The following is a 21,146-nucleotide window of genomic DNA, read 5'->3' as shown; positions in this document are numbered from 1 at the left end:
TCCTCAGACCGCGGGCGTGACCGACCGCGCGCCGTCGCCGGTCAGGCGCGCCGCGACCTCGGCTCGATCGGTTCTCGTAGCCACCGCTCGCCGCGTGCTAACGAGCGCCCGCGGCCAGTTGACGACGAGCGCGCCGGTCAGTGAGTCGTCACTCTCCGAGTAAAGTACGGCGAAGCGCTGGTCCTCCTCGGACCCGATGATGACGATGTCGTCGGCGCCGGTGCGCCCGACCACCTGGATCTTCCAGTCGTACTGGTCGCTCCAGACATACTCGGTCGTGTCGTAGTCCTCGCAATCATCAGGGTGGACGATGTTGTGTGCGACGACGCGAGCCTGATCAACGGCATTGGTCCAATGTTCGAGGCGCAGCGAGACGTTGCGCGACGCACTCGCCCAACGTGCGATATCGCCGACGGCAAAGATCTCAGGATGCCCGATGGCCCGCAGCCCAGAGTCGCAGGTCACCCCGTTGTCGAGTTCGATGCCGGAACCCTCGAGCCACTCTGTGTTGACCACAGCTCCGATACCGACGAGAGCTGCATCGGCCTCGATGATCTCGCCGCCATCGAGCACCACGCGCACCCCGTCTGCCGTCTGTTCGACGCCTTCGACTGTCCTTCCGAAGTACTCCTCGACGCCCTCCTGGGCATACTTGCGGCTGAAGATCTGGCCGACTTCGGCATTGAGCACCCGCGACATCGGCGCCGGGAACGGGTCAACCATGCTGACCCGTACGCCCGCCGTGATCGCGGTTGCGGCAGCCTCCCCCCCGATGAAGCCTGCGCCGATGACCACAAGGTGCCGCGCTGTGGCCAGCTCATCCCGCAAGCGCTCGGCATCGCCGCTGGTACGCAGCAAGTGAATATGCTCACCTTCACCCCACGGAGAGCGACGGGCGCGTGACCCGGTGGCGATCACGAGTGTGTCGTATGAGACGGCTGTACCGTCCTCGAGCGTCACAACCTGGCCTTCGAGGTTGAGGGATGCCGCGGGCGTGCCGAAGATTGAGATGGCTCCGATCCCCCGCGTCTCGTGCTCGGAGAGAAGCTCGATCTCGTGTCGCGCCGTCTCACCGGTGAGGTACTTCTTCGAGAGCGGAGGTTTGTCGTAGGTGGGATGGCGTTCCTGGTCAATCAGGACGATCTCGCCCTCGAATCCCTCGCTTCGAAGGGCTTGGGCGGTCTTGAGCCCACCAACAGAGGCGCCGACGATGACGACCCGCGACACGTCAGTCCTCCACAACCAAGGCGGAGACGGGGCAGCTGCGCGCCGCCTCCTCTACTCGCTTGCGGTCACTGTCGGGCAGGTCCTCGCGCAGAACGATCACTAGGGCGTCGTCATCTAGGTCGAAGTAGTCGCCCGCGGCGACAACGCAATTGGCGTAGCCCTGGCAGGCGCTGCGGTCGGCGATGATCCGTGCCATCGGTCTCTCCTTTTCTACTGCGGTCGCATTTCGGGAAACATCGGCTGGTCAGGCCGCGCGATCATCTCGGAGAACGTCTGCGTGGTCTGCCAGGTCAGGGCCTCGAGTTCCATGGGGTCGATCGCGATCCACTGGCCAGTTTTCGGGGCGTCGATCAGTAGCCTCGTGCCGTTGTGAGTTTCCACGCGGCGCACTTCGATCTCCGAAAACTCGTTGGCGATGACGAGCGGCTCTCCGACGGTGCGGGCGACAAGACGCTCGCGCTCCGCCGCCGCAGCCGCCGCGGCATCACGATCGACGTCGGCACCCTCCCAGTCGAGGCCGCTCACAGGAAGATCGCCAGGTTCTGGGTGCGGAGCACCGACTCGTCCACCATGATCACCCGACGTGCCAACTGCAGGTCGTCACCGACGCGACGCAATACGTCCTCGCGGTGAGCGGAGATGATTGACGGCTCGTTGACGTCTCCCCGGCTGCGGAACAGCAGGACGGCGGAGTCGACGATGAGCTCGTCCTCGACCGAGGACAGGAACACACGCACGTTCGTCACGTAGTGACGCAGGCGTGAGGGAGGGTCCTCCGTCCAAGCGTGTTCAGTCAGGAATCGCGCGACCCGGCGGCTGAGCGAGTACTTATTCTCGTCCCAGTGCGACATCCCCCTCGCCGTCGTGAAGGAAGACCCGAGAGCCGTCGTCTGACGCACCGGCATGATGTAGTGAATATCCTCTGTAAGCGTCTCAAGCCAGTGCTCGTACCGTTGCTCGTCGAGGGTGTAAGCCTCTTCAATCAACCAACGATGCGCCTCGAGATGCAGTTCGTCGGAGAACAGTAGGGACCGCCCGACTCGATCGGCGCGCGTGGCGTGGGCGCCGAGAGGCGATTGCCCGGAAATCTGGACACCGGTCTCGGTGTTCATCATGCGGGTGCCTCCCCGTTGTTGGTGATGCCTGTACCGATGCTCGCGACCTGCACCTCGACTTCGTCATCGGTGTCGAGGTAGTCGGCCCAACGATCGAGCAGATGACGCTGGTTGTACTCGCCGTAACCAACGTGCGCGACGCCTGGACCGGCGAACTGTTCAGGCGTCAGCGCAGCGACGACCGGAGTGTCGTCTTTGAGAGTCCCCATCCGACTGTTGAGCAGGAGCCGTCGAGCCATCGAACCCTTGGCAGTCGTGGTCAGCGAGACCCAGTTCTCGACATCGTCCTGCTCGAACATTCCCGTGCTACCGAAGCACATAAGGTAGGCCTTGTACGAGAGCTCCTTGAACTCCTCCGGCGCCTCGGCATCGACCGCGAACCAGGAGTAGACCTCCGTCTCGTTCTCGCTAATGGGCTGCCACGAACGGATCGAGATGAAGGGCAGCACGTCGTCCCCGTCCTCCACCTTCGGCCAGTTGTGCACGAAACTCATGTTCGGGAAGAGCGATGCCGCTGAGATCATAAACCCGTCACGGCCAATCACATCGAGCTGCTCAGGCGACCATTGCTCCTTCATCCGCTCGATCATCGCGTCGGGATATCCGACGTAGCGCAGCCGCTCCTCGAGGCTGCCCGGCGGGAGCTTGTAGGTCGTGCCGCCGCCGTTGCCGGCCCAGTACGTGTTGCCGTCCTTGCGCTTCTCCGCCTTCGGCTCACGGAACAACCCGATCTCGACGACCGAGGTGTGGGTCTGGGGCGTGTGATACATGTCGCCGGCGAAGTTCTCGGCGCCGATCTTCCAGTTCGCGTTGACGCGCCACCGCTGCGGGCCACGCAGCTCGATGCCCTTGGCGCTCTGCCCGGTGTAGTAGTCGAGGTAGAACGCGAAGTCGCCGATGTATTCCCGCAGGGTCGGCGCGTTCGGGTCCATGCTGATGAAGATCAGACCGTTGTATGTGTCCAGGTTCGGCGCCGGGAGCAGTCGTGCACCCTTCTTGTTGAACCCTGCCTCACCCCCGTAGGCCTCCTCGTGGAACGGGAGGCCCATAATCCGGCCGTCGTTGCGGTATGACCACCCGTGGTAGGGGCAACGGAAGTGGGAGGCGTTGCCGACCTCGGCGCGGCATACCTGCATCCCGCGGTGCAGGCACATGTTGAAGTGCGCCCGAATCTCACCACTCTCGTCGCGCACGACGATAAACGAGTCGTCGAGCACATGCCGCACCACGTAGTCACCGGGCTGAGGGATCTCGGATTCATGTCCGACGAAAATCCACGCGCGGCTGAAGAGCTTGCTCTTCTCCTGCTCGAAGATCTCCTCGTCGTTATAGATGTGCGCCGGGATCATGCCGCGCCGCACGTCCTCGAAGATCGTCGTCTTGCTCGCCATTGGGCCGCTGCTTCCTGATGTCAGAGTCCTATTCCGCGCCTTGAAGATGATGTCGGTCGAGACCGGTTTTCTTTAAGACAGAATCTGATTCTGCTAGATTTTCCAGGAATTCGCAATCGGAGATCACGCCTCGAAGGAGAAGTGGATGATGAACGACTACGTCGACGAACGCATGCTCGTCGCCAATGCTTGCCGCGTGCTCGCGGTCCGGGGGCTCGTGGACGACATCCTCGGGCACGTCAGCCTGCGGGTCGACGACGACACCGTCCTCATCCGAGCCCGCGGACCGCAGGAGCGAGGGCTGCGTTTCACCACCGCCGACGACATCCTCGCCGTGCCCCTCGAGGGATCGTTCGAGCTCGCCGGCGGGTACCGGGCGCCGAACGAGCTGTCTCTGCATCTTGAGCTGCTGCGCCGCAATCCTGCGGCCCGATCCGTCGTCCACGCGCATCCGCCGGCTGTCGTCGCGTTCTCGCTAACCGGACGGACACTGCTACCGATTGTCGGTGCCTTCAACATCCCCGCTATGCGGATGGCGCGCGACGGCATCCCCGCGCACCCCTCGTCTGCGCTGATCCGCAACCACGCACGCGCGACGGCCATGGCGGACGATTTCGGCACGCGGCCGGTCGGCATCCTGCGCGGTCACGGCCTCACGGCCGTCGGCGAGAGCGTCCCGCAGGCCGTCATCCGCGCGATCAATGTCGACAGCCTCGCTCGCGTGCACCTCGCCGTTCTGCAGGCAGGGGCCGAGCCTATACCGATCGATGACAACGACCTCGCCGACCTGCCCGACCTGGGTGACGCATTCAACGACGGGCATCTCTGGCGATTCCTGCTGCAGGAACTTGCTGAGCAACGGCTCCTGCTGTAGTCAGGCCATCACAGATGTCCGGAGCCCGGGTCGCGATCAACTGCACCATCCTCACCGCCGCGGGCGTACATTTGGACCGAGCCACTCCGTCACCAGGTTGAGCACCGCATCGCTGTTCGACTCCTGCATCAGCATGTGGCCGTTGCCAGCCACGTTCGCTGCCGTCAACGCGACGAACCTGACATCGCCGCCCCGCTCGGCGAGCCAGTCTGCAGTCGCGCGGTCCGACTCGATCGGATGATCGGTGTCGTGGGTACCGACCATCACGAGGGTCGGTAGGCCGTCCAACTCCCTGTCGCCGATGTGGACCTGCGCACCGCGGACGTTCTGCCGCTCGAGGAGGAGCCCGGCTGGGATTGGCACCAGCTGTGAACGGAGCTCGTCCAGGTGACCGGGTGGGAACTGCTCGCTCGCACCGACCAGCTTCGCCTCGATGAACTCTGGTCCGGGATGCCACCAGCCGCGACGGGGAAGCCTCCAGGTGAGCGGGCGTCCCTGGACGACGATGTGATCGGCGTCCTCTTCCAGCACGGCGGGCTCGGGCTGGATATCCCCGGGGGGAGCGGGCGCCAGCGCGACTAGGGCGATCAGTGAATCCCGATGGTGGAAAGCGACCCGATAGCCGAAAGCGGCGGACATGGAGTGGACCACGAGGACAACCGGGCCGCCGAGCGCAGCGATTAGCTCCACGATCGCGCCGGCGACCGCCGCCCCATCCAGCGGCGTGTCGGGGTCCCATGCGCCGCCAGCCGACAACCCAGGCCACGTCATCACGACCGCGCGGTATCCGGCCTCGGCGAGACGGGGCGCCCACCCGGGTCGCCCGCCGATCGCTCGACTCCAGCCATCGGGGCCCACCCCCCCCGCCGTGAACGAGCAGCACCGTCGCACGGGCGGGGCCGCCGGGCAGCCATTCGGCGTAAGCGACGGTCCCAGCGGAAGTCGCGAAAGAGCGAAACGTCGTCACGACATGACGGAGACGATGGCTGCTGCCAGTTCCACAGGGCGCGTCAACATTGCCTGGTGGCTCCCCGGCGAGCTCGCGGTCGTGGGGTTCGTGAGCCGGTCTGCTGATGCGCGGTACAACTCCTGCGGCACAGCCCGATCCTCTTGCAGGAAGATGTAGCCGCTCGGCACGTCACCGGTGCCGGCCGTCCGAAGACGGATCGGCTCGTCGAGCCAACCGCCAGGCGACGGCACCAGACGAGGCTCGACCTGCGCGTGAAGCTCCTCCGATCCGTCCTGCAAGAAAGCCGTCATGAATAGCTGCGGCGGGATCGGCACGCTCTGGTCGGGCGAGGACGCGGCTGTGCCACGGGCGAAATTCGCCAACTCGGCGGGGAGGATCGCATTGATCGACTCGCCGTCGGCGAGTACCCACGCGTCGATGAAGATCGCCTGCTCCACCTGCTCCGGCATCGCCTCAGCTACGAGTTGGATGAGCGGGCCGCCGCCACTGTGGCCGACTACGACGAACCGGTCCCACCCCTTGTCGGCGATCCGGCCGATGAGATTGTCCGCCATGGTCGAGAGCGTGACACCTGCACGGTCGTCGTTGTCACCGTGACCCTGCAAGGTTGGGGCCCATACCTCGTGGCCTGCCTTCGTGAGCTCAGCGACAACGCCGTCCCACGCCCAACCACCCTGCCAACCTCCATGAACCAAGACGATGCGCATTCTGGAACTCCTTTGTTCACCGACGGCGGGTTCCGTCGGATGGAATCCCACTCTACCTAGCAGAATCTGTGCAGAACAACAGTCCTGTTCAATCCCTTCAGAAAGGGTCATTCGTACTCGTCGAGCTTCCGGAGGACGGTCTATCTGAGCGGCGTCTCACGGAGGTCCTGCAGCATGATCGCCCGGTTCAGGGGCGAGATGCATTGCGGGACCTCTCTGGCCAGCGTGACCGCCACTGCGCCGAGCGGGGTGCCGGATCCATGTGAGTCGCGTCGACACGAATCCGGAGATTGTGCCGGCGCCCAGCACGATGAGGGAGTTGACGATCATCCTGACGATGATCTGAACTCCGCCGAGAACGAATCCCTGAGCGGTCGTGTTTCCCTGCCCGTGATCTATGAACTGCGGGATGATCGCGAGTTACATGACAGCGGCCTTGGGGTTGAGCAGGTTGGTGACGAGCCCCATCCGGAACAGCTTCGACCGGGAGTCGCGCGCGTGGGATTGTGTCTCGAATAGCCCGTTGCCGCCGGGGCGCAGGGTTGCGGACGCCAGCCACGCGAGATAGAGCACTCCAGCGGCTGTCCCGGTCCAGCTCACCTTGACAGGGCTCTCAGGGGTGAGTGCTCGACCGGACGATCCCCCGCGGACTCGCCATGGAGCCACGGCCAAGGAATGCGGAGATCGAGGACGCCGGTCGCGCTGAGCAACACCGGGATGAGGAGAAGAGTGAGCCGCCCCGTCGGCGATCGCCCTCGCCTCTGAACGGCGCGGCTGCTCACTCGTTAACACACTCTAGGTCGATCTGCCTGCCGCAAGCGGGCATCTGAGTTGAGTCGGACCAACTGTAGGAAAATGCCATTTCGCGTGGAATCCTGGCCCTGAAACCGTTGCCAACTACCGTGGAATCGCGAGGGGTTCATGCCATCTCGAGCGGGAACCCACACGGCGTGTAGGTTCCACGCCGAAATGACATATTCCACGGGTAGTTGGCAGGCACTTGGCATCCCTGCCATTTGCTGTGGACGATTGAGGGGTTCGGTGTGACTGATGCCAGCGAGACGGTGACCAGTCCACTGAGGCTCGAGTCGCTCGTTCCACGGTTCGTGAGCGACCAGCACGGCACTTATCGCGACGAGCTCGTCGACCTGCTCACCGACGACGATCGACGCGCGCGCGTATGGAATATCGCGTTGACCGGGGGGTACGGCAGCGGGAAGAGTAGCGTGCTCGCGGGCGTGCGAGACCAGCTCGGCAAGCGCGTGGTTGAGATCTCACTGTCGTCGCTCAGCGACGTCGGTGTTGAGCGTGGTGACGACCTCAACAACTACATCCAGAAGGAGATCGTCAAGCAGCTGCTCTATCGTGAGCGCCCCAGCCGCGTCCCGGGATCGAGGTTCAAGAGGATCAGCAGGCTGCCAGTAGGGCGAACGCTGGTTGCATCCGCGCTGGTCGCTGTCCTCATAGCACTCACCTTATGGATCACAGGTTGGGGAGCACCGTTCCAACTCGCCCCCGCCAACGAGGGCATGCGAGTCCCATTGCTGCTTTCTGCAGCGTTGATCGCCGGCGTGATCGCGTACGTGGTTATGGCGCTCCTGCACAACCGGATCCGAATCGACAAACTGGGAACCTCAGCGACGTCGGTGAGCCTGACCGCGGAGTCCGACGGTGGCAGCTACTTCGATGAGTACCTCGACGAGATCGTCTACTTCTTTGAAAAGACTCGTCGCGACATCGTGATCATTGAGGACCTGGACCGGTTCGAGGACCCGACAATCTACGCGTCTCTGCGTGAGCTCAACACCGTGCTCAACACGTCGCGACAACTTCGAAAGCGTCCGGTCCACTTCGTTTACGCTGTCCGGGACAGCATCTTCGAAGACCTTGAGGTGCCGCGCGATACGCCGGATGGCCCGGACGCAGCACCGGGCGTGTGGCAGGCCGACCGCGGACTGTCGGATGCGGCGACGCAGCGAACCAAGTTCTTCGAGCTCGTTGTCCCGATCGTGCCGTTCATCACACACCGCTCGTCTGCCGACCTCCTGTTCGATCTGGCCGCCGAGGTTGACTCGGCGATCTCCTTCGAGGCGGTCCGCGTGGTGGCGAAGCACGTGACAGATATGCGGCTTCTGCGCAACATCCTGAACGAGTTTCGGGTCTTCCACGCTCGTGTGCTGGCGGGCGGAAAGCTCGGCGGGCTCACCTCAAGCGGGTTGTTCGCGCTTGTTGCTTACAAGAACACCCATATGAAGCAGTTCGAGCTGATCCGGGTCGGATCAAGTGAGCTGGACGTGCTGTACCGACGCTCGCGAGAAATCATCGCGAGTGGGATGGATACTGCGTCGGCGACGCTCGCTGCGCTGCGTGAGCAGGGTACGCAGATTGCAGCGACTGATGCGCGCGCTGAGCAACTTGGCGCTGCGCTCCAAGATCTTGTCGAACGCTGGCTTCCACGGGTACATAGGCGTGGACACACTGCGACCTATCGAATTGGCGGAGCCGATTGGGCACCCGCCGCGCTCAGTACTGCCCGCTTCTGGGAAGCGGCAATCGACTCCGGCCACGCTCTGCAGGTCGTCGTGAATGGAGAGGTTCTTTTCGAGCTCACCGCTGACGAGATCGCTGCGGATCTGGGCGTGCCCGTCCCGGCGCGTTGGAGCGACCAAGTCGTCGCCGATACCGCGGCGGCTTCTGAGGATGCGCGCGCTGAGCTGCAGTGGTACCGCACGGCCGACTTCCAACAGTTGCTGATGCGACAGACGAGTGACTCTTCCTCGAGACTTATCCGCGGCACCGTCGACCCGCTTCTGCACGACCTCCTCGCAGAAGGGCTGATCGATAGGAACTTCGCACTCTACGCTTCCGAGTTTTACGGCGTCATTGCCTCTGCAGCCGCGATGACCTACGTGATCCAACACCTGCAAGCAGACACCCCGGATCACGACTACCCACTCGACGAGAAGGACGTCGACGCGGTGCTCGAGCTCGGCGGCCCGCGCGCGTTCGAATCGACCGGGCTGTTCAACATCGCGATCTACGACCAGCTGCTGGCGCGAGAAGACGGTCGGTTGGCGAAGAACATCGCCGCTCTCGCCGTTGCTGACCCCGCCGCCGTCGGCTTCATGCGCAGCTATTTGCAGCGTGGTCGGCTCCCAGCGACGCTCATCAGTCGCGTCGCAGCGCAGTGGGACGGGGTCTTCAAGTTCATCGATACTGAAGGACCCGCCGTCGCGGCGGATCAGCTCGATCTCGTCGTCGCCGCCTTCGAGTCCTTGAATCCAGAGCTGGAGTACGAGGTACCCGACGACGTCAAGCGACTTCTCGCTGAGAACCCAGGGCGCCTCACGGAACTGAGTGCTGACGGTACGCCCCAGCGAGCGACTGCTGCGCTTACCCAACTCGGCGTCAGTCTCGCAGATATCCGAGCGCTCCCACCGGCCGCGCAGCGGTCTGTCGTGGTCGCGCGCCGTTACGAGGTAAATGTGCCGAACCTCGAGGTGGCAGTCGGCGGGGGCGACATCGCGCTCGATGCAATCATGCAACTCGAGGATCCGACGTTCGACCACGTTCTCGTGCACTTCGAGGCGTACCTGTCAAGCATCGACGCATCCCACCGCCCGAGTATCACCGACGTTGACATGGCAGTGGATGTGATGGAGGCCGCGGAGCTTTCAAGGGCCGGCGCGGCAAGCGAGATCGCGCGGCGGATGCCCGCGGAGATGCTCATCCGAGACATCAATGCAGTGCCGGCGACGCTGCTTCCCGTTCTTGCTGAATCACACCGATTCCCCCTCACCTTCGCGAACGTCACGAACTACATCGCCGTACGCTCCCTGGACGCTCCTCTGATCGAGTACCTCGCTGCTTCGCCCACTCTCGCCGTCCCGCCAGAGACCGACGTGACCGCGCGCATCACTCTCGCCGCGCGCCTCGTCTCTGAGGATGAGCTCGATGTCGCCGCTCGTGTCACGCTTGCCGGACAGCTCGTAGACACGGTCCCAGCATCACGATCGATGGGGGATGAGGCGGATCTTGTCACGGCACTCATGAACGCAGGATTGCTCGACGACAGCGCTAGCACCTTCCAAGCTCTCGCCACCGCGCACGCACAGGAAGCATTTGTCGTGGAGTCTCAGACGGCGCCAGACTGGATCGTTTCGTCGAACGCGTCGGCGACATTGGTGGCGTCGCTCCTTCGCAATCCCGATGTCTCACCCCGGGTCAAGACTCTGCTTGCTGATGCGATTCCTCGAAACGCCGCTTGGGGATCAACCGATGTGCTTGAGGCGCTCGGCGCCTGGGCGGAGGTGACCCGCGAGCCCCTACCAGCCGAAACTCTACAGTTGATGCAGATGTCGGGAGCGTCGACCAGCTCAAAGGTCGCTGCGCTCAGCGCATCCGTGGCGACCGTGCCCGGCCTCGTACCGCAATACGTGGCCCAACTCGGCGGTGCGTACGCCGAGGTTCTTCAGCCCGCAAACACTTATGTCGATCTTCCGCTCGTCCCAGATCCGACACCGTTCCTGGAGTTGCTCAAGGACTCGGACACCGCCGTCTCATCCTTCAATGAAGTCGACGGCGTCATGCGTGTATACCGACACCGCCCGAGACCCAACGGTGACTAACCTACGATGCGGAGCGCTCGGTAGCGCGATCCTCTTCGACGTACTGGCTCGCCGCATTCCACCAGGGATTCTCGCGGACCCGATACAGAATGGTCCGCTCTCCAGGCACGCGCTCCACGAACTCGATGAAGTTCGCGCGGCGGAGCTTCTGGATCAGCGGATGCACGATTCCAGGAGAGAGTCTCGTCGCGTCGGTGATCGTCTTCGATGAGAACTTCCCGCCGCGCAGGCCCGCGATCTCGACCATGACGCTGTACATGTAGCTGTTGCCGAAGACGAGCCGGGATTCCTCCGGCGCGATGGGCTCCAACATCGTCATGTCCTTGAGTGTCGCACACGCGGCCGACGTGGGGTTCAGGCGGGCCTGCGCGCGTTGATTTCGTGGTCCCTATATTTGTATCCCTGACGGTGACTGTTGTGTATATGACATCGACTACAGTGAATGTCACATTCATTGGTATTCGTAAATCGCATATACCGAAGTAGCCCAGGAAATCAAGAGCGCGATCCTGAATCGTAATTCGCGAATCTATGGCAGAAGCGTGCATTCTCCCGGACCGATTCGACCCTCACGCTGGCTTCATGACGGCGCGCGAGCAACTCGAGACGCGGGGCGGAACGCGCCAGGCGGATGTCGGGCTGATGGTTCGCAAAATGGGTGGCGAGGTGGACGTTGTTCCGCTGCAGTCAGCTCGATTGAGCGTCTTCGACGCCGCCGTCCCGTGGCGTGAGTTCCGCTGGTACCGGGGGCAGCGGCACTTCTCGGGCAGCTACTGGTCGGCGACCATGCAAGCGCATGTCGGGTACGAGTCGCGACTCGAGTACGCGAACCTGCTGCTGGCCGACTTCGACCCTCGCGTCGACTGGATTCTCTCTCAGCCGTTCCTCCTCGAGGGGGAGGACAAGGGCGCACGCCGTCGCCACATTCCCGACTATCTGATGGTCCACGCGGACCACACCGTCTGCGTGGTGGATGTGAAGCCCGCCGCGAAGCTCACCGTCCCGAAGGTGCGTGACTCGCTGAGCTGGTCGCGGCGCGTGATCGAACCGCACGGGTGGGAGTACCGCGTCCAATCCGAGCCCGATGAAGTGTTGCTGCGCAACGTCCAGTTCCTTGCCGGCTACCGCCGGTCGTTCCAGTTCGCCGGCGGCGACGTCACCGCCGCGCTCGGCGAGCTGAGATCGGCCATGGCGTTCGGCGAGGCAGTGCGCGCGATCGTGCCCGTCACCGGCGGGCGTCTCGCAGCACGCGCGCTCGTCCTGCACCTGCTGTGGGCTCGCCGGCTGAGCACCGACCTGACTCGACTTCTGAGCGCCACGAGCATCGTGACGCGGGCCTGAGATACCACCACCTCAACACTTGAAGGAGATAGCGATGAGCAGCACGTGGACCCTGAAACCAGGCGTGGATATCGTCTACGACGGCGACGCCTGCACTGTTGCGGAGATCTGCGATGGCGCGGTCGTCGTCCGCACTCGAACTGGGCAGGTTCGGCGCCTGCGGATGATCGACCTCCTGCGCCCCCGCGCTGAGGGAGGAACGACACGCATCCCCGGAAACAGTCGCGATGAGGACGCGGCTCCACTGGGTGTCGTCTGGGCCGATGCCAGCGACGCGGCCCGCGCGGTGTCCGCCGAGCGCGCTGATCATGTGCGAGAGGTCCTCACCGGCTACCGGTCGGGGGCGGCCGAGATCGCACGTGAGGGCGAACCGAAGCTCGCCTACCATCCGGAGCGTCGCATCGAGGAGCGGATCGCGGCGAAGGCGCTCGAGCTCGGTAAGGGTCGCCGGACCGTCGCGAGGTGGGTGGCGCGGTATAAGGATGCCGGCGAGATCGGACTGATCGATCACCGCAAGGCGCAGCCGGGCAATCTGCTCGTCAACTTCGACGACCGCTGGGTCACGGCGGCACGTGAGGTCATCGATGAGCAGACGCCGGAGTCGAAGGTCGCGAAAAGCATCATCATCGCGAGAGTCAACGCCCGAGCCGACCGCACCCACGGGCCAGGTATCGTCGCCGCCCCTTCTCGAAGCGCCGCATACAAGATCCTCGACGAGCTCTCCCGTGGCCGCGCGACCTTCTCCGGGAGCACCAAGCGCAAGCGCTCCAACGCGAACCGGCCGCCCGCTCCGTACGGACGCCTGCACGCCACCGCGCCCGGCCAATACGTTCTCCTCGATACGACGCCGCTCAACGTCTTCGCCGTGGCCCCGGTGACGGGCAAGTGGGTCGCCGCAGACCTCACGGTCGCGATCGACCTCTACTCCCGCTGCATTCTCGGCATGCGGCTGACGCCCGGCTCAACGAAATCCATCGACGTATCCGGCGTGCTCATGGAAGCGTGCCAACCCTTCGACACTCCCGCGGAGTGGGGCACGAGCGCACGATGGCCCTTCCACGGTGTCGCCGGTTCCGTGCTCGTCGACCCGACGCGCATCCGCGTCCCGCGGTTCGTCCGTGCGGGGATCCTGCCCGACACGATCATCGTCGACCACGGCGCACCGTACCTCTCGGAGCACGTGACCAGCGCGTGCGCACGCCTGGGCATATCCATCCAGCCGGCCCGCGTCTACCAGCCCACCGACAAGAGCCCTGTCGAGAGGTTCTTCCGCACCCTCGACACGTTCCTCCAGGAACTCCCTGGCTACAAGGGCGCGGACGTCGGCGGCCGCGGCGACGACGTCGAAGCCGACGCGGTCTACACGGTCCCGCAGCTGGAGCAGATCATCCGCGAATGGGTCGCGACGGTCTACCACCTCCGACCCCACGACTCCCTCGAGGATCCCCGCCTCCCCGGCGTCAAGCTCAGCCCCGCCGAGAGATACGACCAGGGGCTCGCCGTTGCCGGGCAACTGCGGATGCCGATCGACCGGAGCGTTCTCCTCGAGCTGCTGCCGGTGGTGAAACGGCAGTTCAATCACTACGGCGTCGAGATCCACAAGCTGCGCTACACCGGAGACTCGGTCGCGAAGTACCGCAACCGCGCCCGGTCGATCCACCGAGACAAGGGCACGGAGTGGCCGTTCGTGGTCAACCCCGACGACTTGACGCAGATCTACTTCCACGACCCCGAGGACGGCACCTGGCACACCCTCGAGTGGGAGCACAAGGGAGCCTTCGACACACCGTTCAGCCTCGACGCGCTGGAGTACGCGAAGAAGATCGCGATCCGCCAGGGTCGCCCCTCTCAGGTCGACGACGTCGCCGCGCAGCTGCTCGAGGACTGGGGCGCGGGACGCGCGCTCACCCCATCGGAGAGGCGGATGAGTTCCCGCATGGCCGCGCAGCTCAACGAGAAGGATCCCGCGGCTGACGGGGTGTGGTCGCTGCGCACCGTGCAGCGGATGCTCGAGGCCGAACTGAACCCCACCACAGATCTCGGACGGGAGCTCACCGGCGAGGTCCGCGACCCACGCAAGCGCGTCGACATTCCCGAAACGGGCGATGACGACGACGAGGACGACATCGACGAGCCCACGATCCGATCCGACTACCACTTCGAGCCGATGGAGATGATCCAATGACCGCCACAGTCCCGGGCGAGCACGACGCGCCTCGCCGGCAGCGGAGCCTGTCGACCTACGAGGGATGGAAGGACTTCGCCGAACGTCCCCCGCGCGATAAGCCCGCGTTGCTAACGACCGAGCAGCTCGGATCGCTCGGCCCGGACGAGTTCGCGCGGTACAACGCGGACCGGCGGGCGTGGCACGCGAACATCCTGCTGCGCACCCGGCAGGTGCACGGGGTGCACCTGCAACTGGGCGACATCCTGGACAGCAACCTGCAGGACTCCGACCGGGTCAAATCCGCCGCCGCCCTCGACGCCCCACCGGCCCTCGGGAAGTCGACGGTGGTCAACACGTTCGGGCGCGACTTCCACCGTCAGCGGATCGCGGAAGTGGGCGAGTACCTCGACGAGGATCGCGACATCCTCCACCTCCCGGTCTGCCACATCACCGTCCCAGGGCGCCTCACGATCAAGGGCCTGCACATGATGATCCTCGGGTTCTACGCCCACCCCGCGACCGCGGGCATCCTGCACCGTTCGATGGCCGGCCGAGATCTGGCGCGGGCGGCCGCGGACTGCATCGAACGGCACGACACCCGCCTCGTGATCATCGACGATCTGCACTTCATCCAGATGCGCACCCGCGACGGTGTCGAGGTCGCGAACCAGCTGAAGTGGCTGTCCAACGAGTACAGCGCCACCTTCCTGTTCGCCGGCGTCGCGCTCCGCGAACGCGGCCTCGTCGGCGAGGGCGCGACCGGGAAGGAAGCGGCGATGGCGCAGACGTTCCGCCGCTGGACCGTGCTCAGCCTCGACCCGTACAGCCTGCGCACCAAGCAGACCCGCCAGGAGTGGGACAGCCTGCTCTGGCACATCGAACAGGCCCTCGTGCTCGCGGACGCGCACGAAGGGATGCTCGTCGACATGTCGCGGTACCTGTTTGCCCGCACCACCGGCAACATCGGCTCGCTCATGGACCTCATCCGCCGCGGCGCGTCCCGCGCCATCCGCACCGGCGCCGAGCGGATCGACCGGAAGCTCCTCGACGACATCCGCATCGACGAGGGAGCAGAAACGGAGCGCACCGAGCTGCAGGCCAAGCACGACCAAGAGGATCGGGCACGCCGTGAGCGGCGCCGACGCCGACTGAAGAGCGACGGCGCCGAAGAGACCGGCGAGGAGGCCGCCTGATGAGCGAGACGGCCGGTGCCGTGCGCGTCCTTCCGTTCCGGGTCCGCCCCTTGCCGGATGAGCCGTTCGACTCCTGGCTGGAGGCCTCGGCGGCCGCGAACCGCGCGACTGTCGCGGAGATGGCGTGCGCGCTCGGCCTGGTGGAGCAGGAGGGCGGCAGGGCGGTGTCAGCGACATCGTGGATGGCCGCGCAGTGGGCGACCGAGCTCACCGATGAGCAGGCGTCCCGGCTGGAGCGGTCGACGGGGATCCCGGCGGCGCAGTTCCAGGAGATGACGCGGATGCGGTTCGCACGCCACGCGATCCGCTACACCCGGCAGGGACGGATCAGCTTCCGCTGCCCCGTCGGCGGGATGGCGGGACGGTACTGCCCCGAATGCCTGGCGGACTCCGGAGGCAGGTGGCGGATGTCGTGGCAGTTCCCATTCACCTTCGCGTGCGTCAGACACCGCCGCATCCTCGCCGACAACTGCCCGGTGTGCCACAAGCCACCGCGTCACACCGGGCACCCGCTCGCCGGGATCCCACATCCCGGGCACTGCCACAATCCCGTCGCCGGTGCCGGGACGGGCCCGATCGCGAGCCGCTGCCGCGGCGACCTCACCGCGCATCCCGAACGCATCGCCGCACCCGACCCGGCGCTCCACGCACAGCGCCGAATGATGCAGATCCTCTCCACCGGCGAGGGCCGGTTCGGGATCTATGCGGACGCCCCGCAACCCGCGATCACCGTCCTCGAAGACATCCGTCTCCTCACCCGCGCCGCAGGAGTTACGCTCTGCGATGGCGGCGACCTCGACATGCCAGAGCTGGAAACGGACCTCCTCGCGGCGGTGCCTCGAGACAAGCATGAGTGGACGTGGGCGGGACCGCCCACAGCGGCCGGCGGCGCGGTCGGTACGACGATCGCGATCGCCGCACTCGAAGACCCCGACCGTGCGGTTCGGCTGCTGGCTGGGCGCCTCGCGGTGAGCACGTCGTACACCGGTCAGACGCCGCAGCTGCAGCGACTGATCGCCGCGTCCCTCGGACGCACCCGACGACCGACGCTGTTCCTACAAGCTGCGCCAGCCTCGGACGTAAACCCGGAAGAGCGGGCACGGAAGGTGCCCGCACAACTCTGGGATGAATGGACGAACGCGCTCACCCCACGCCGCATCAACGGCGACGTCGCCGCCTCCGCGCTGGCCGCGGCCGTCGTGTTCACCGGCACACGGCTGACCCACTCCGCTGCCCTCGCCCTCCTGGACTCGACGGCGCCCATTCGTCAGGTCACTCATGTGATGCGCGAGTTCGGGAGGCCGGGCGCGGAGACGCCCGCCCTCGCGGCGATCCTCAACCTCGCCGCCTACCTCGACAGCCACGAGACACCGATCGACTACGCACGCCGCCGCAGACTCGACTGCACTGAACTCCTTCCCGAAGAGGAATGGCAGCAGCTGTGCGCCCGACTGAATGTCCAACCCGGCTCCGGCGCCCGACACCGCCATGCGCGCGCCCACCTCTACCGGGCCATCACCGGCAACTCGATGCGACGCGCACCGGAAGCATGGGACGCGGCCGGGATATCTCCGCGGACGGTCACGACGTTCACGAAGACGCTGCCGGACACCGTGCGCCGCGAGCTGAACGATATCGGCCGCGCCTTCCTGCTCCGCCGAGGGATCGACGAGCCACTCAGCTGGGCGCCCCCGCTGTCGACGCACATCGAACCCGCCGTCCGCAGCGACCCCGTCGGTGAGTGGGCGACGGCCAGACCCGTCCGTGGCGCACTCGACACACCATCTCGCAGCCGCGAACTCATCGCCCAATACGGTGAGGGCGCGACCACCTATGAGCTCGCACGGCGGACGGGAGTATCGCGGCAGACGGTGTCGCGTGTGCTCGCCGACGGCAACAGCACCCTCCGCCGCGGACGGCCCACCACGTTCGTCATCGACGAGGCTTGGCTGCGCGAGCGGTACGAGAAGGAAGGGATGACGCTGCGACAGATCGCGGCGCTCGTCGGCTGCAGCGCTCCCACGATCGCGCACCGCATCCAAGCGGCAGGCATCACGATGCGACCCGGCCCACACGACCGCACCCCTCACCCACTGGCCGGCCGGTCACGGCTCCTCCAGCGCGCCCTCGTCGGCCGCCACCCCATCGAACGCGCGCGCCGATTCCTCATCGCCACACAGCACGACAACGTGCGCGCCGCCGCGGCGACCATCCGCACGACCCAAAGCTCACTGAGCGCCCAGCTCGCAAGCCTCGGCGCCGACGTCGGCGGGGGCCTGTTCGTTGCCGCGGCACGCAACAGGCCGATGCGCCTCACCCCACTCGGCGAACGGCTCGCTCGCGAGCTCCATCGCGCCCTCGCCGCCGACCCCCATACCCAGACCACATCACCTACCGAAGAGAAGAAGGCATCATGACCGAGAAGAAGCGGACCTCCAGTCGTCTGCAACGGGCAGCACGGGAGCGCATGAAGGTGACAGGGGAGAAGTACACCGCGGCGCTGATGGCCGTGACGGAGGACGCCGGGTCACAGACTGAGCTCAGCTCCCCGCCGACCACGCCCGCTGGTTCACTGCGCGCGTCCGTCGACCCCGAGGCGCGGCGGTGAGCCCCGGCTCTACCGAGGATGGCGAGCCGGTCCTCCAGCCCGACACGATGCAGTGGAACAACTCCGGGTGGACCGAAAAGCCGTGGTCGGCACCTCACCTGGCGCCGCTGTTCACCGAGCTCACGTCAGCGAAGAGCGCGCCGAGCTGGGCGCGTCGCGCTGTGAAGATCATCCACCGGTACACCCGCGAGCACGGCGAACCGCCGACGTTCCGCGAGCTGTTCACCGAGCTCGCCGCACAAGACCCCGACTACGCCGACCACGAGGAGGCGTGGTCGTCACGCGCAGTCCGGAGCCTCGTGATGGTGCATTGGCGAAGGCAGGGATGGGTGCGCTACCGGACCGAGACGCGCACTCTCCGATCCGGCCCCACCGCGAACGGCGACCTGTTCCCGGCTACCCGTCCGCCTCGTCGGGAGGGAGCGCGGCGAGAAGCTCCTCGAGAACGATGACGAGCTCGTTGTATCCCTGTGTGTAGAACAGCGCGTCCGAGCCCGGGGTTTCGCCGCCGACGATATCGGCGAGCACGGTGCGCGCTTCCCGAGTTGCGGCCTGCAGTCGTGTCTCGATGTCCGGCAGGCTGCGGATCCATTCGTCGATGACGGTGAAGCGGATGGGCGTGAAGTCGTGGGCGTCGACGCCGACGTGGAACTCGTGCCCGTGGGGGCCGTGATCGCGGGCATGCGTGTGACCGTGCAGCAGCGGAACGCCCTCGTCGCCGCGTGGGCGGTGCGTCGTATGCCGGTCGGTGCCGTGCGAGTCGCCGCTGTAGGGATAGTGGGATGCCAGGATCCGGTACCCGCGGCGGGTGCCCTCGATGACCTCGGGGAGTATGCTCCACCCGGCCGCCTCGTACAGCGGGGCGAATCGTTCGATCGCGCGCCTTGACTGTGTTGCCGGCGAAACTCGGTCGTGGTTGCCGGGCACGAGAAATCGTCGCCCGTTCAGGTGCTCGGTCAGCCCGACAGATTCCTCGATCGGTCCGAGCGCGAGGTCACCGAGATGAAGGACGATGTCGTCCGGTCCCACGACCTCGTTCCACCGTCGCACCAGCTCCGCGTTCATCTCTTCCACGGTCGCGAACGGGCGGTCGGCGAGTTCGCTGATCCGTGCGTGGCTGAAGTGCTGGTCCGAGGTGACGAAGTCCACCTGGTCGAAGTCAAACCACGGATACTGGCTCACACCGGCCTCCTTCGATGAGCGTGGCCCTCGAGAAATCTAGGGATATCTATCGTTTCGCTAGACGGGTGTAGATGTTCCTAGAGATCATCGAGGTCGACCCCGAAGCGCGCCGCCAGATCCTCGAGCGGTTCACCGCTCATGCCATCCCGCTCACGCACCACCCGCTCGACCTCGCGGTCGTCGATTGCTTCGACCAGCTCCTCGAGTACTCGGTCGATGTCGCCGCCGTTCGCGGCGGCGACTCGCGCCACTTCCCTTGCCGCGTCAGCGAGCGTGTAGAGACGCTCCCAGGGGTGGTCTCCGTGACGGGCGATCGCGACGGTCTCACGAGTGTAGGAGCGGTCGTCCCCGGCGACGAGCCAGCGTTCCTCGCCCTCAGCGGTGATGAAGAAATCGACCACACACTCACCGCACGGCATCTTGTAGACGCCCGGTTCGGTGGGCGCCGCCTCGGTCGCACGCGTGATCATCTCGCGGATGACGCCTTCCCAATCGACCGCCGGTTCATCGTCGCCCATGGTGACCTCCCGAAGTAGAACAGAGAAGTGTCTCACTTCGGCACCGCGGCGTCTAGGGCTCAGCCCCGTCGCGTTCGCGCATCAGTTCGCTTGACCACCGATGGTCTACCCGAGCTGGTGGGCAAGAATCACAGCCTGCACGCGGTCGCGGACGCCGAGCTTGGCGAAGATTCGGTTGATATGCGTCTTCACCGTTGCGGGTGATGCAGTGCCTGGCTGATCTCGCCGTTGGAGAGGCCGAGCGCGATCGCGTTGAAAACGTCGCGTTCTCGGGGGGACAGAACCGAGAGGCCCTGTCCGCCCGGGACGGGCTGGTCGCGGCCGGTGTAGGCGTCGATGAGCTGCCGTGTGATGCGGGGCGTCACGATGGCATCGCCTCGAGCGACGACGCGTACGGCGTCCACGAGTTCTTGGTGTGTCGCAGTTTTGACGAGGAACGCACTCGCCCCCGCGCGGAGTGCCCCGAAGGCGTACTCGTCCAAGTCGAACGTCGTGAGTACGATCACGCGGCTCCGCAGCCCGCCGTCGACAATTGCGCGGGTGGCGTGGATACCGTCTTGACGCGCTGTGGGTGACGGAACGCCGCACCCGACTGTCGGCCGGCTATCTCGACCGGCGGTTCGCGGAGCTGCGGGACGAGGCCGGCTTGTCAAAGGCCCTGACTCTGCACAGCCTCCGGCATTCGTACGTGACGCACCTGCTCGAGTTCGGCTACGCCGACCGATTCGTCCAGGAGCAGGTCGGGCACATGCATGCTTCGACGACCTCGATCTACGCCTCCGTCAGCTCGGACTTCAAGAACCGGGTACTCGCGGACGCATTGAAGGCCCTCATCGAAGGAGAAGCAGATGACCGTTGAGCTCGAGACCGCATGGAACCTCCGCAGCGTGATGGCCTCGCGCGGGATCTTCCAGACCTCCAAGCTGAAGCCGTTGCTCGAGGAGCGGGGCGTCGACCTGTCCCGGGAACAGGTGTACCGACTGGCGACGCAAGCACCGCAGCGGGTTCGCATCGACGTGCTCGCCGCGCTGTGCGACGCGTTGGAGTGCTCGCTCGACGACCTCGTGCAGGTCACCCGCCGGGAGGCTGCGGCCCCGGTCGCGGTGGGTGAAGAGGCGACGCGGGGTGCGATCGGCGATCTGCGGCCCGTGCGGGCCACGATCCGTCGCCCGCGCTCGAAGTAGGCCGCGGTGGCGAAGCCTCCGCAGGAGCCCAGGGTTGCTGA

22 protein-coding genes are annotated in these 21,146 nt (G+C 65.6%); 9 read left to right on the top strand and 13 right to left on the bottom strand.

What is annotated here, in order from left to right; all coding sequences use genetic code 11:
- Window positions 1–3: 3 nt before the first annotated feature.
- From WFJ17_RS03275 to WFJ17_RS03255, 5 genes are read right to left on the bottom strand one after another with little or no spacing between them, the layout of a single operon-like run.
- Window positions 4–1,227, bottom strand: coding sequence for an NAD(P)/FAD-dependent oxidoreductase (locus WFJ17_RS03275; protein WP_138173435.1), 1,224 nt, complete (start codon window positions 1,225–1,227; stop codon window positions 4–6).
- Window position 1,228: 1 nt separating this feature from the next.
- Window positions 1,229–1,423 carry a ferredoxin gene (locus tag WFJ17_RS03270; RefSeq protein WP_005050734.1) on the bottom strand — a complete coding sequence of 65 codons (195 nt, stop codon included), beginning with the start codon at window positions 1,421–1,423 and terminating at the stop codon, window positions 1,229–1,231.
- Window positions 1,424–1,437: 14 nt separating this feature from the next.
- Window positions 1,438–1,752 (bottom strand): hypothetical protein, encoded by a 315-nt coding sequence (locus tag WFJ17_RS03265; protein WP_138173433.1) that lies wholly within the window; start codon window positions 1,750–1,752, stop codon window positions 1,438–1,440.
- Window positions 1,749–2,342 (bottom strand): 3-phenylpropionate/cinnamic acid dioxygenase subunit beta, encoded by a 594-nt coding sequence (locus tag WFJ17_RS03260; RefSeq protein WP_138173431.1) that lies wholly within the window; start codon window positions 2,340–2,342, stop codon window positions 1,749–1,751. The genes WFJ17_RS03265 and WFJ17_RS03260 overlap by 4 nt, the downstream gene beginning before the upstream one ends.
- Window positions 2,339–3,733 carry an aromatic-ring-hydroxylating dioxygenase subunit alpha gene (locus tag WFJ17_RS03255; RefSeq protein WP_005050729.1) on the bottom strand — a complete coding sequence of 465 codons (1,395 nt, stop codon included), beginning with the start codon at window positions 3,731–3,733 and terminating at the stop codon, window positions 2,339–2,341. The genes WFJ17_RS03260 and WFJ17_RS03255 overlap by 4 nt, the downstream gene beginning before the upstream one ends.
- Window positions 3,734–3,881: 148 nt before the next feature.
- On the opposite strand from WFJ17_RS03255, the gene WFJ17_RS03250 reads away from it, so the two are divergent.
- A complete protein-coding gene (locus WFJ17_RS03250; RefSeq protein WP_228179187.1) occupies window positions 3,882–4,607 on the top strand; it encodes a class II aldolase/adducin family protein in 726 nt (241 codons plus the stop codon).
- Between the two features lie 51 nt (window positions 4,608–4,658).
- On the opposite strand, the gene WFJ17_RS03245 is transcribed toward WFJ17_RS03250, so the two are convergent.
- From WFJ17_RS03245 to WFJ17_RS18680, 3 genes are all read right to left on the bottom strand, one after another.
- Entirely contained in the window at window positions 4,659–5,465 is an 807-nt protein-coding gene (locus WFJ17_RS03245) for an alpha/beta fold hydrolase (RefSeq protein ID WP_252370904.1), read from the bottom strand.
- 105 nt (window positions 5,466–5,570) lie between these two features.
- Entirely contained in the window at window positions 5,571–6,284 is a 714-nt protein-coding gene (locus WFJ17_RS03240) for an alpha/beta fold hydrolase (RefSeq protein WP_005050723.1), read from the bottom strand.
- A gap of 420 nt (window positions 6,285–6,704) precedes the next feature.
- Window positions 6,705–6,857, bottom strand: coding sequence for a LysE family transporter (locus tag WFJ17_RS18680; RefSeq protein ID WP_212743478.1), 153 nt, complete (start codon window positions 6,855–6,857; stop codon window positions 6,705–6,707).
- A 470-nt stretch (window positions 6,858–7,327) separates the two neighbouring features.
- Here WFJ17_RS18680 and WFJ17_RS03235 point away from each other — a divergent pair, with 470 nt between their 5' ends.
- Window positions 7,328–10,912, top strand: a complete 3,585-nt coding sequence (locus WFJ17_RS03235) for a YobI family P-loop NTPase (protein WP_336647670.1) — start codon at window positions 7,328–7,330, stop codon at window positions 10,910–10,912.
- 1 nt (window position 10,913) lies between these two features.
- Here the strand turns inward: WFJ17_RS03235 and WFJ17_RS03230 are convergent, their stop codons facing one another.
- Window positions 10,914–11,222, bottom strand: coding sequence for a hypothetical protein (locus WFJ17_RS03230; RefSeq protein ID WP_336647669.1), 309 nt, complete (start codon window positions 11,220–11,222; stop codon window positions 10,914–10,916).
- Between the two features lie 272 nt (window positions 11,223–11,494).
- On the opposite strand from WFJ17_RS03230, the gene WFJ17_RS03225 reads away from it, so the two are divergent.
- The 5 genes from WFJ17_RS03225 to WFJ17_RS03205 are packed head-to-tail and all read left to right on the top strand — an operon-like array spanning window position 11,495 to window position 18,221.
- Window positions 11,495–12,253 (top strand): TnsA-like heteromeric transposase endonuclease subunit, encoded by a 759-nt coding sequence (locus tag WFJ17_RS03225; protein ID WP_336647668.1) that lies wholly within the window; start codon window positions 11,495–11,497, stop codon window positions 12,251–12,253.
- A gap of 34 nt (window positions 12,254–12,287) precedes the next feature.
- Entirely contained in the window at window positions 12,288–14,438 is a 2,151-nt protein-coding gene (locus tag WFJ17_RS03220) for an integrase (RefSeq protein ID WP_336638503.1), read from the top strand.
- The gene (locus WFJ17_RS03215) at window positions 14,435–15,613 is read left to right on the top strand and encodes an AAA family ATPase (RefSeq protein ID WP_101305227.1); all 1,179 of its coding nucleotides are present in this window, start codon (window positions 14,435–14,437) and stop codon (window positions 15,611–15,613) included. Before WFJ17_RS03220 ends, WFJ17_RS03215 begins: the two co-directional genes overlap by 4 nt.
- On the top strand, window positions 15,613–18,030 hold the full coding sequence (locus WFJ17_RS03210; protein WP_101305228.1) for a TniQ family protein: 2,418 nt from the start codon (window positions 15,613–15,615) through the stop codon (window positions 18,028–18,030). The genes WFJ17_RS03215 and WFJ17_RS03210 overlap by 1 nt, the downstream gene beginning before the upstream one ends.
- The gene (locus WFJ17_RS03205) at window positions 18,027–18,221 is read left to right on the top strand and encodes a hypothetical protein (protein ID WP_101305229.1); all 195 of its coding nucleotides are present in this window, start codon (window positions 18,027–18,029) and stop codon (window positions 18,219–18,221) included. Before WFJ17_RS03210 ends, WFJ17_RS03205 begins: the two co-directional genes overlap by 4 nt.
- Before the next feature lie 396 nt (window positions 18,222–18,617).
- Here the strand turns inward: WFJ17_RS03205 and WFJ17_RS03200 are convergent, their stop codons facing one another.
- The 4 genes from WFJ17_RS03200 to WFJ17_RS03190 all read right to left on the bottom strand — a co-directional run bounded on the left by WFJ17_RS03200 (window position 18,618) and on the right by WFJ17_RS03190 (window position 20,427).
- On the bottom strand, window positions 18,618–19,403 hold the full coding sequence (locus tag WFJ17_RS03200; protein ID WP_101305230.1) for a hypothetical protein: 786 nt from the start codon (window positions 19,401–19,403) through the stop codon (window positions 18,618–18,620).
- 77 nt (window positions 19,404–19,480) lie between these two features.
- Window positions 19,481–19,921 carry a zinc ABC transporter ATPase gene (locus tag WFJ17_RS03195; protein ID WP_336633376.1) on the bottom strand — a complete coding sequence of 147 codons (441 nt, stop codon included), beginning with the start codon at window positions 19,919–19,921 and terminating at the stop codon, window positions 19,481–19,483.
- A 105-nt stretch (window positions 19,922–20,026) separates the two neighbouring features.
- A complete protein-coding gene (locus WFJ17_RS18675) occupies window positions 20,027–20,113 on the bottom strand; it encodes a hypothetical protein (protein ID WP_349885370.1) in 87 nt (28 codons plus the stop codon).
- Window positions 20,110–20,427 carry a LuxR C-terminal-related transcriptional regulator gene (locus tag WFJ17_RS03190; RefSeq protein ID WP_336633377.1) on the bottom strand — a complete coding sequence of 106 codons (318 nt, stop codon included), beginning with the start codon at window positions 20,425–20,427 and terminating at the stop codon, window positions 20,110–20,112. The genes WFJ17_RS18675 and WFJ17_RS03190 overlap by 4 nt, the downstream gene beginning before the upstream one ends.
- A gap of 26 nt (window positions 20,428–20,453) precedes the next feature.
- On the opposite strand from WFJ17_RS03190, the gene WFJ17_RS03185 reads away from it, so the two are divergent.
- Together WFJ17_RS03185 and WFJ17_RS03180 are read left to right on the top strand one after the other, a co-directional pair.
- The gene (locus WFJ17_RS03185) at window positions 20,454–20,780 is read left to right on the top strand and encodes a tyrosine-type recombinase/integrase (protein ID WP_275587390.1); all 327 of its coding nucleotides are present in this window, start codon (window positions 20,454–20,456) and stop codon (window positions 20,778–20,780) included.
- Entirely contained in the window at window positions 20,770–21,105 is a 336-nt protein-coding gene (locus tag WFJ17_RS03180) for a helix-turn-helix domain-containing protein (RefSeq protein ID WP_279072502.1), read from the top strand. The genes WFJ17_RS03185 and WFJ17_RS03180 overlap by 11 nt, the downstream gene beginning before the upstream one ends.
- The last annotated feature ends 41 nt before the right edge of the window (window positions 21,106–21,146 follow it).

This window comes from Microbacterium sp. MMO-10 (genome assembly GCF_037148715.1).
Classification (GTDB): domain Bacteria; phylum Actinomycetota; class Actinomycetes; order Actinomycetales; family Microbacteriaceae; genus Microbacterium.
Note: the sequence above shows the minus strand (reverse complement) of the source record. Positions and strands in the feature narration are given on the sequence as shown.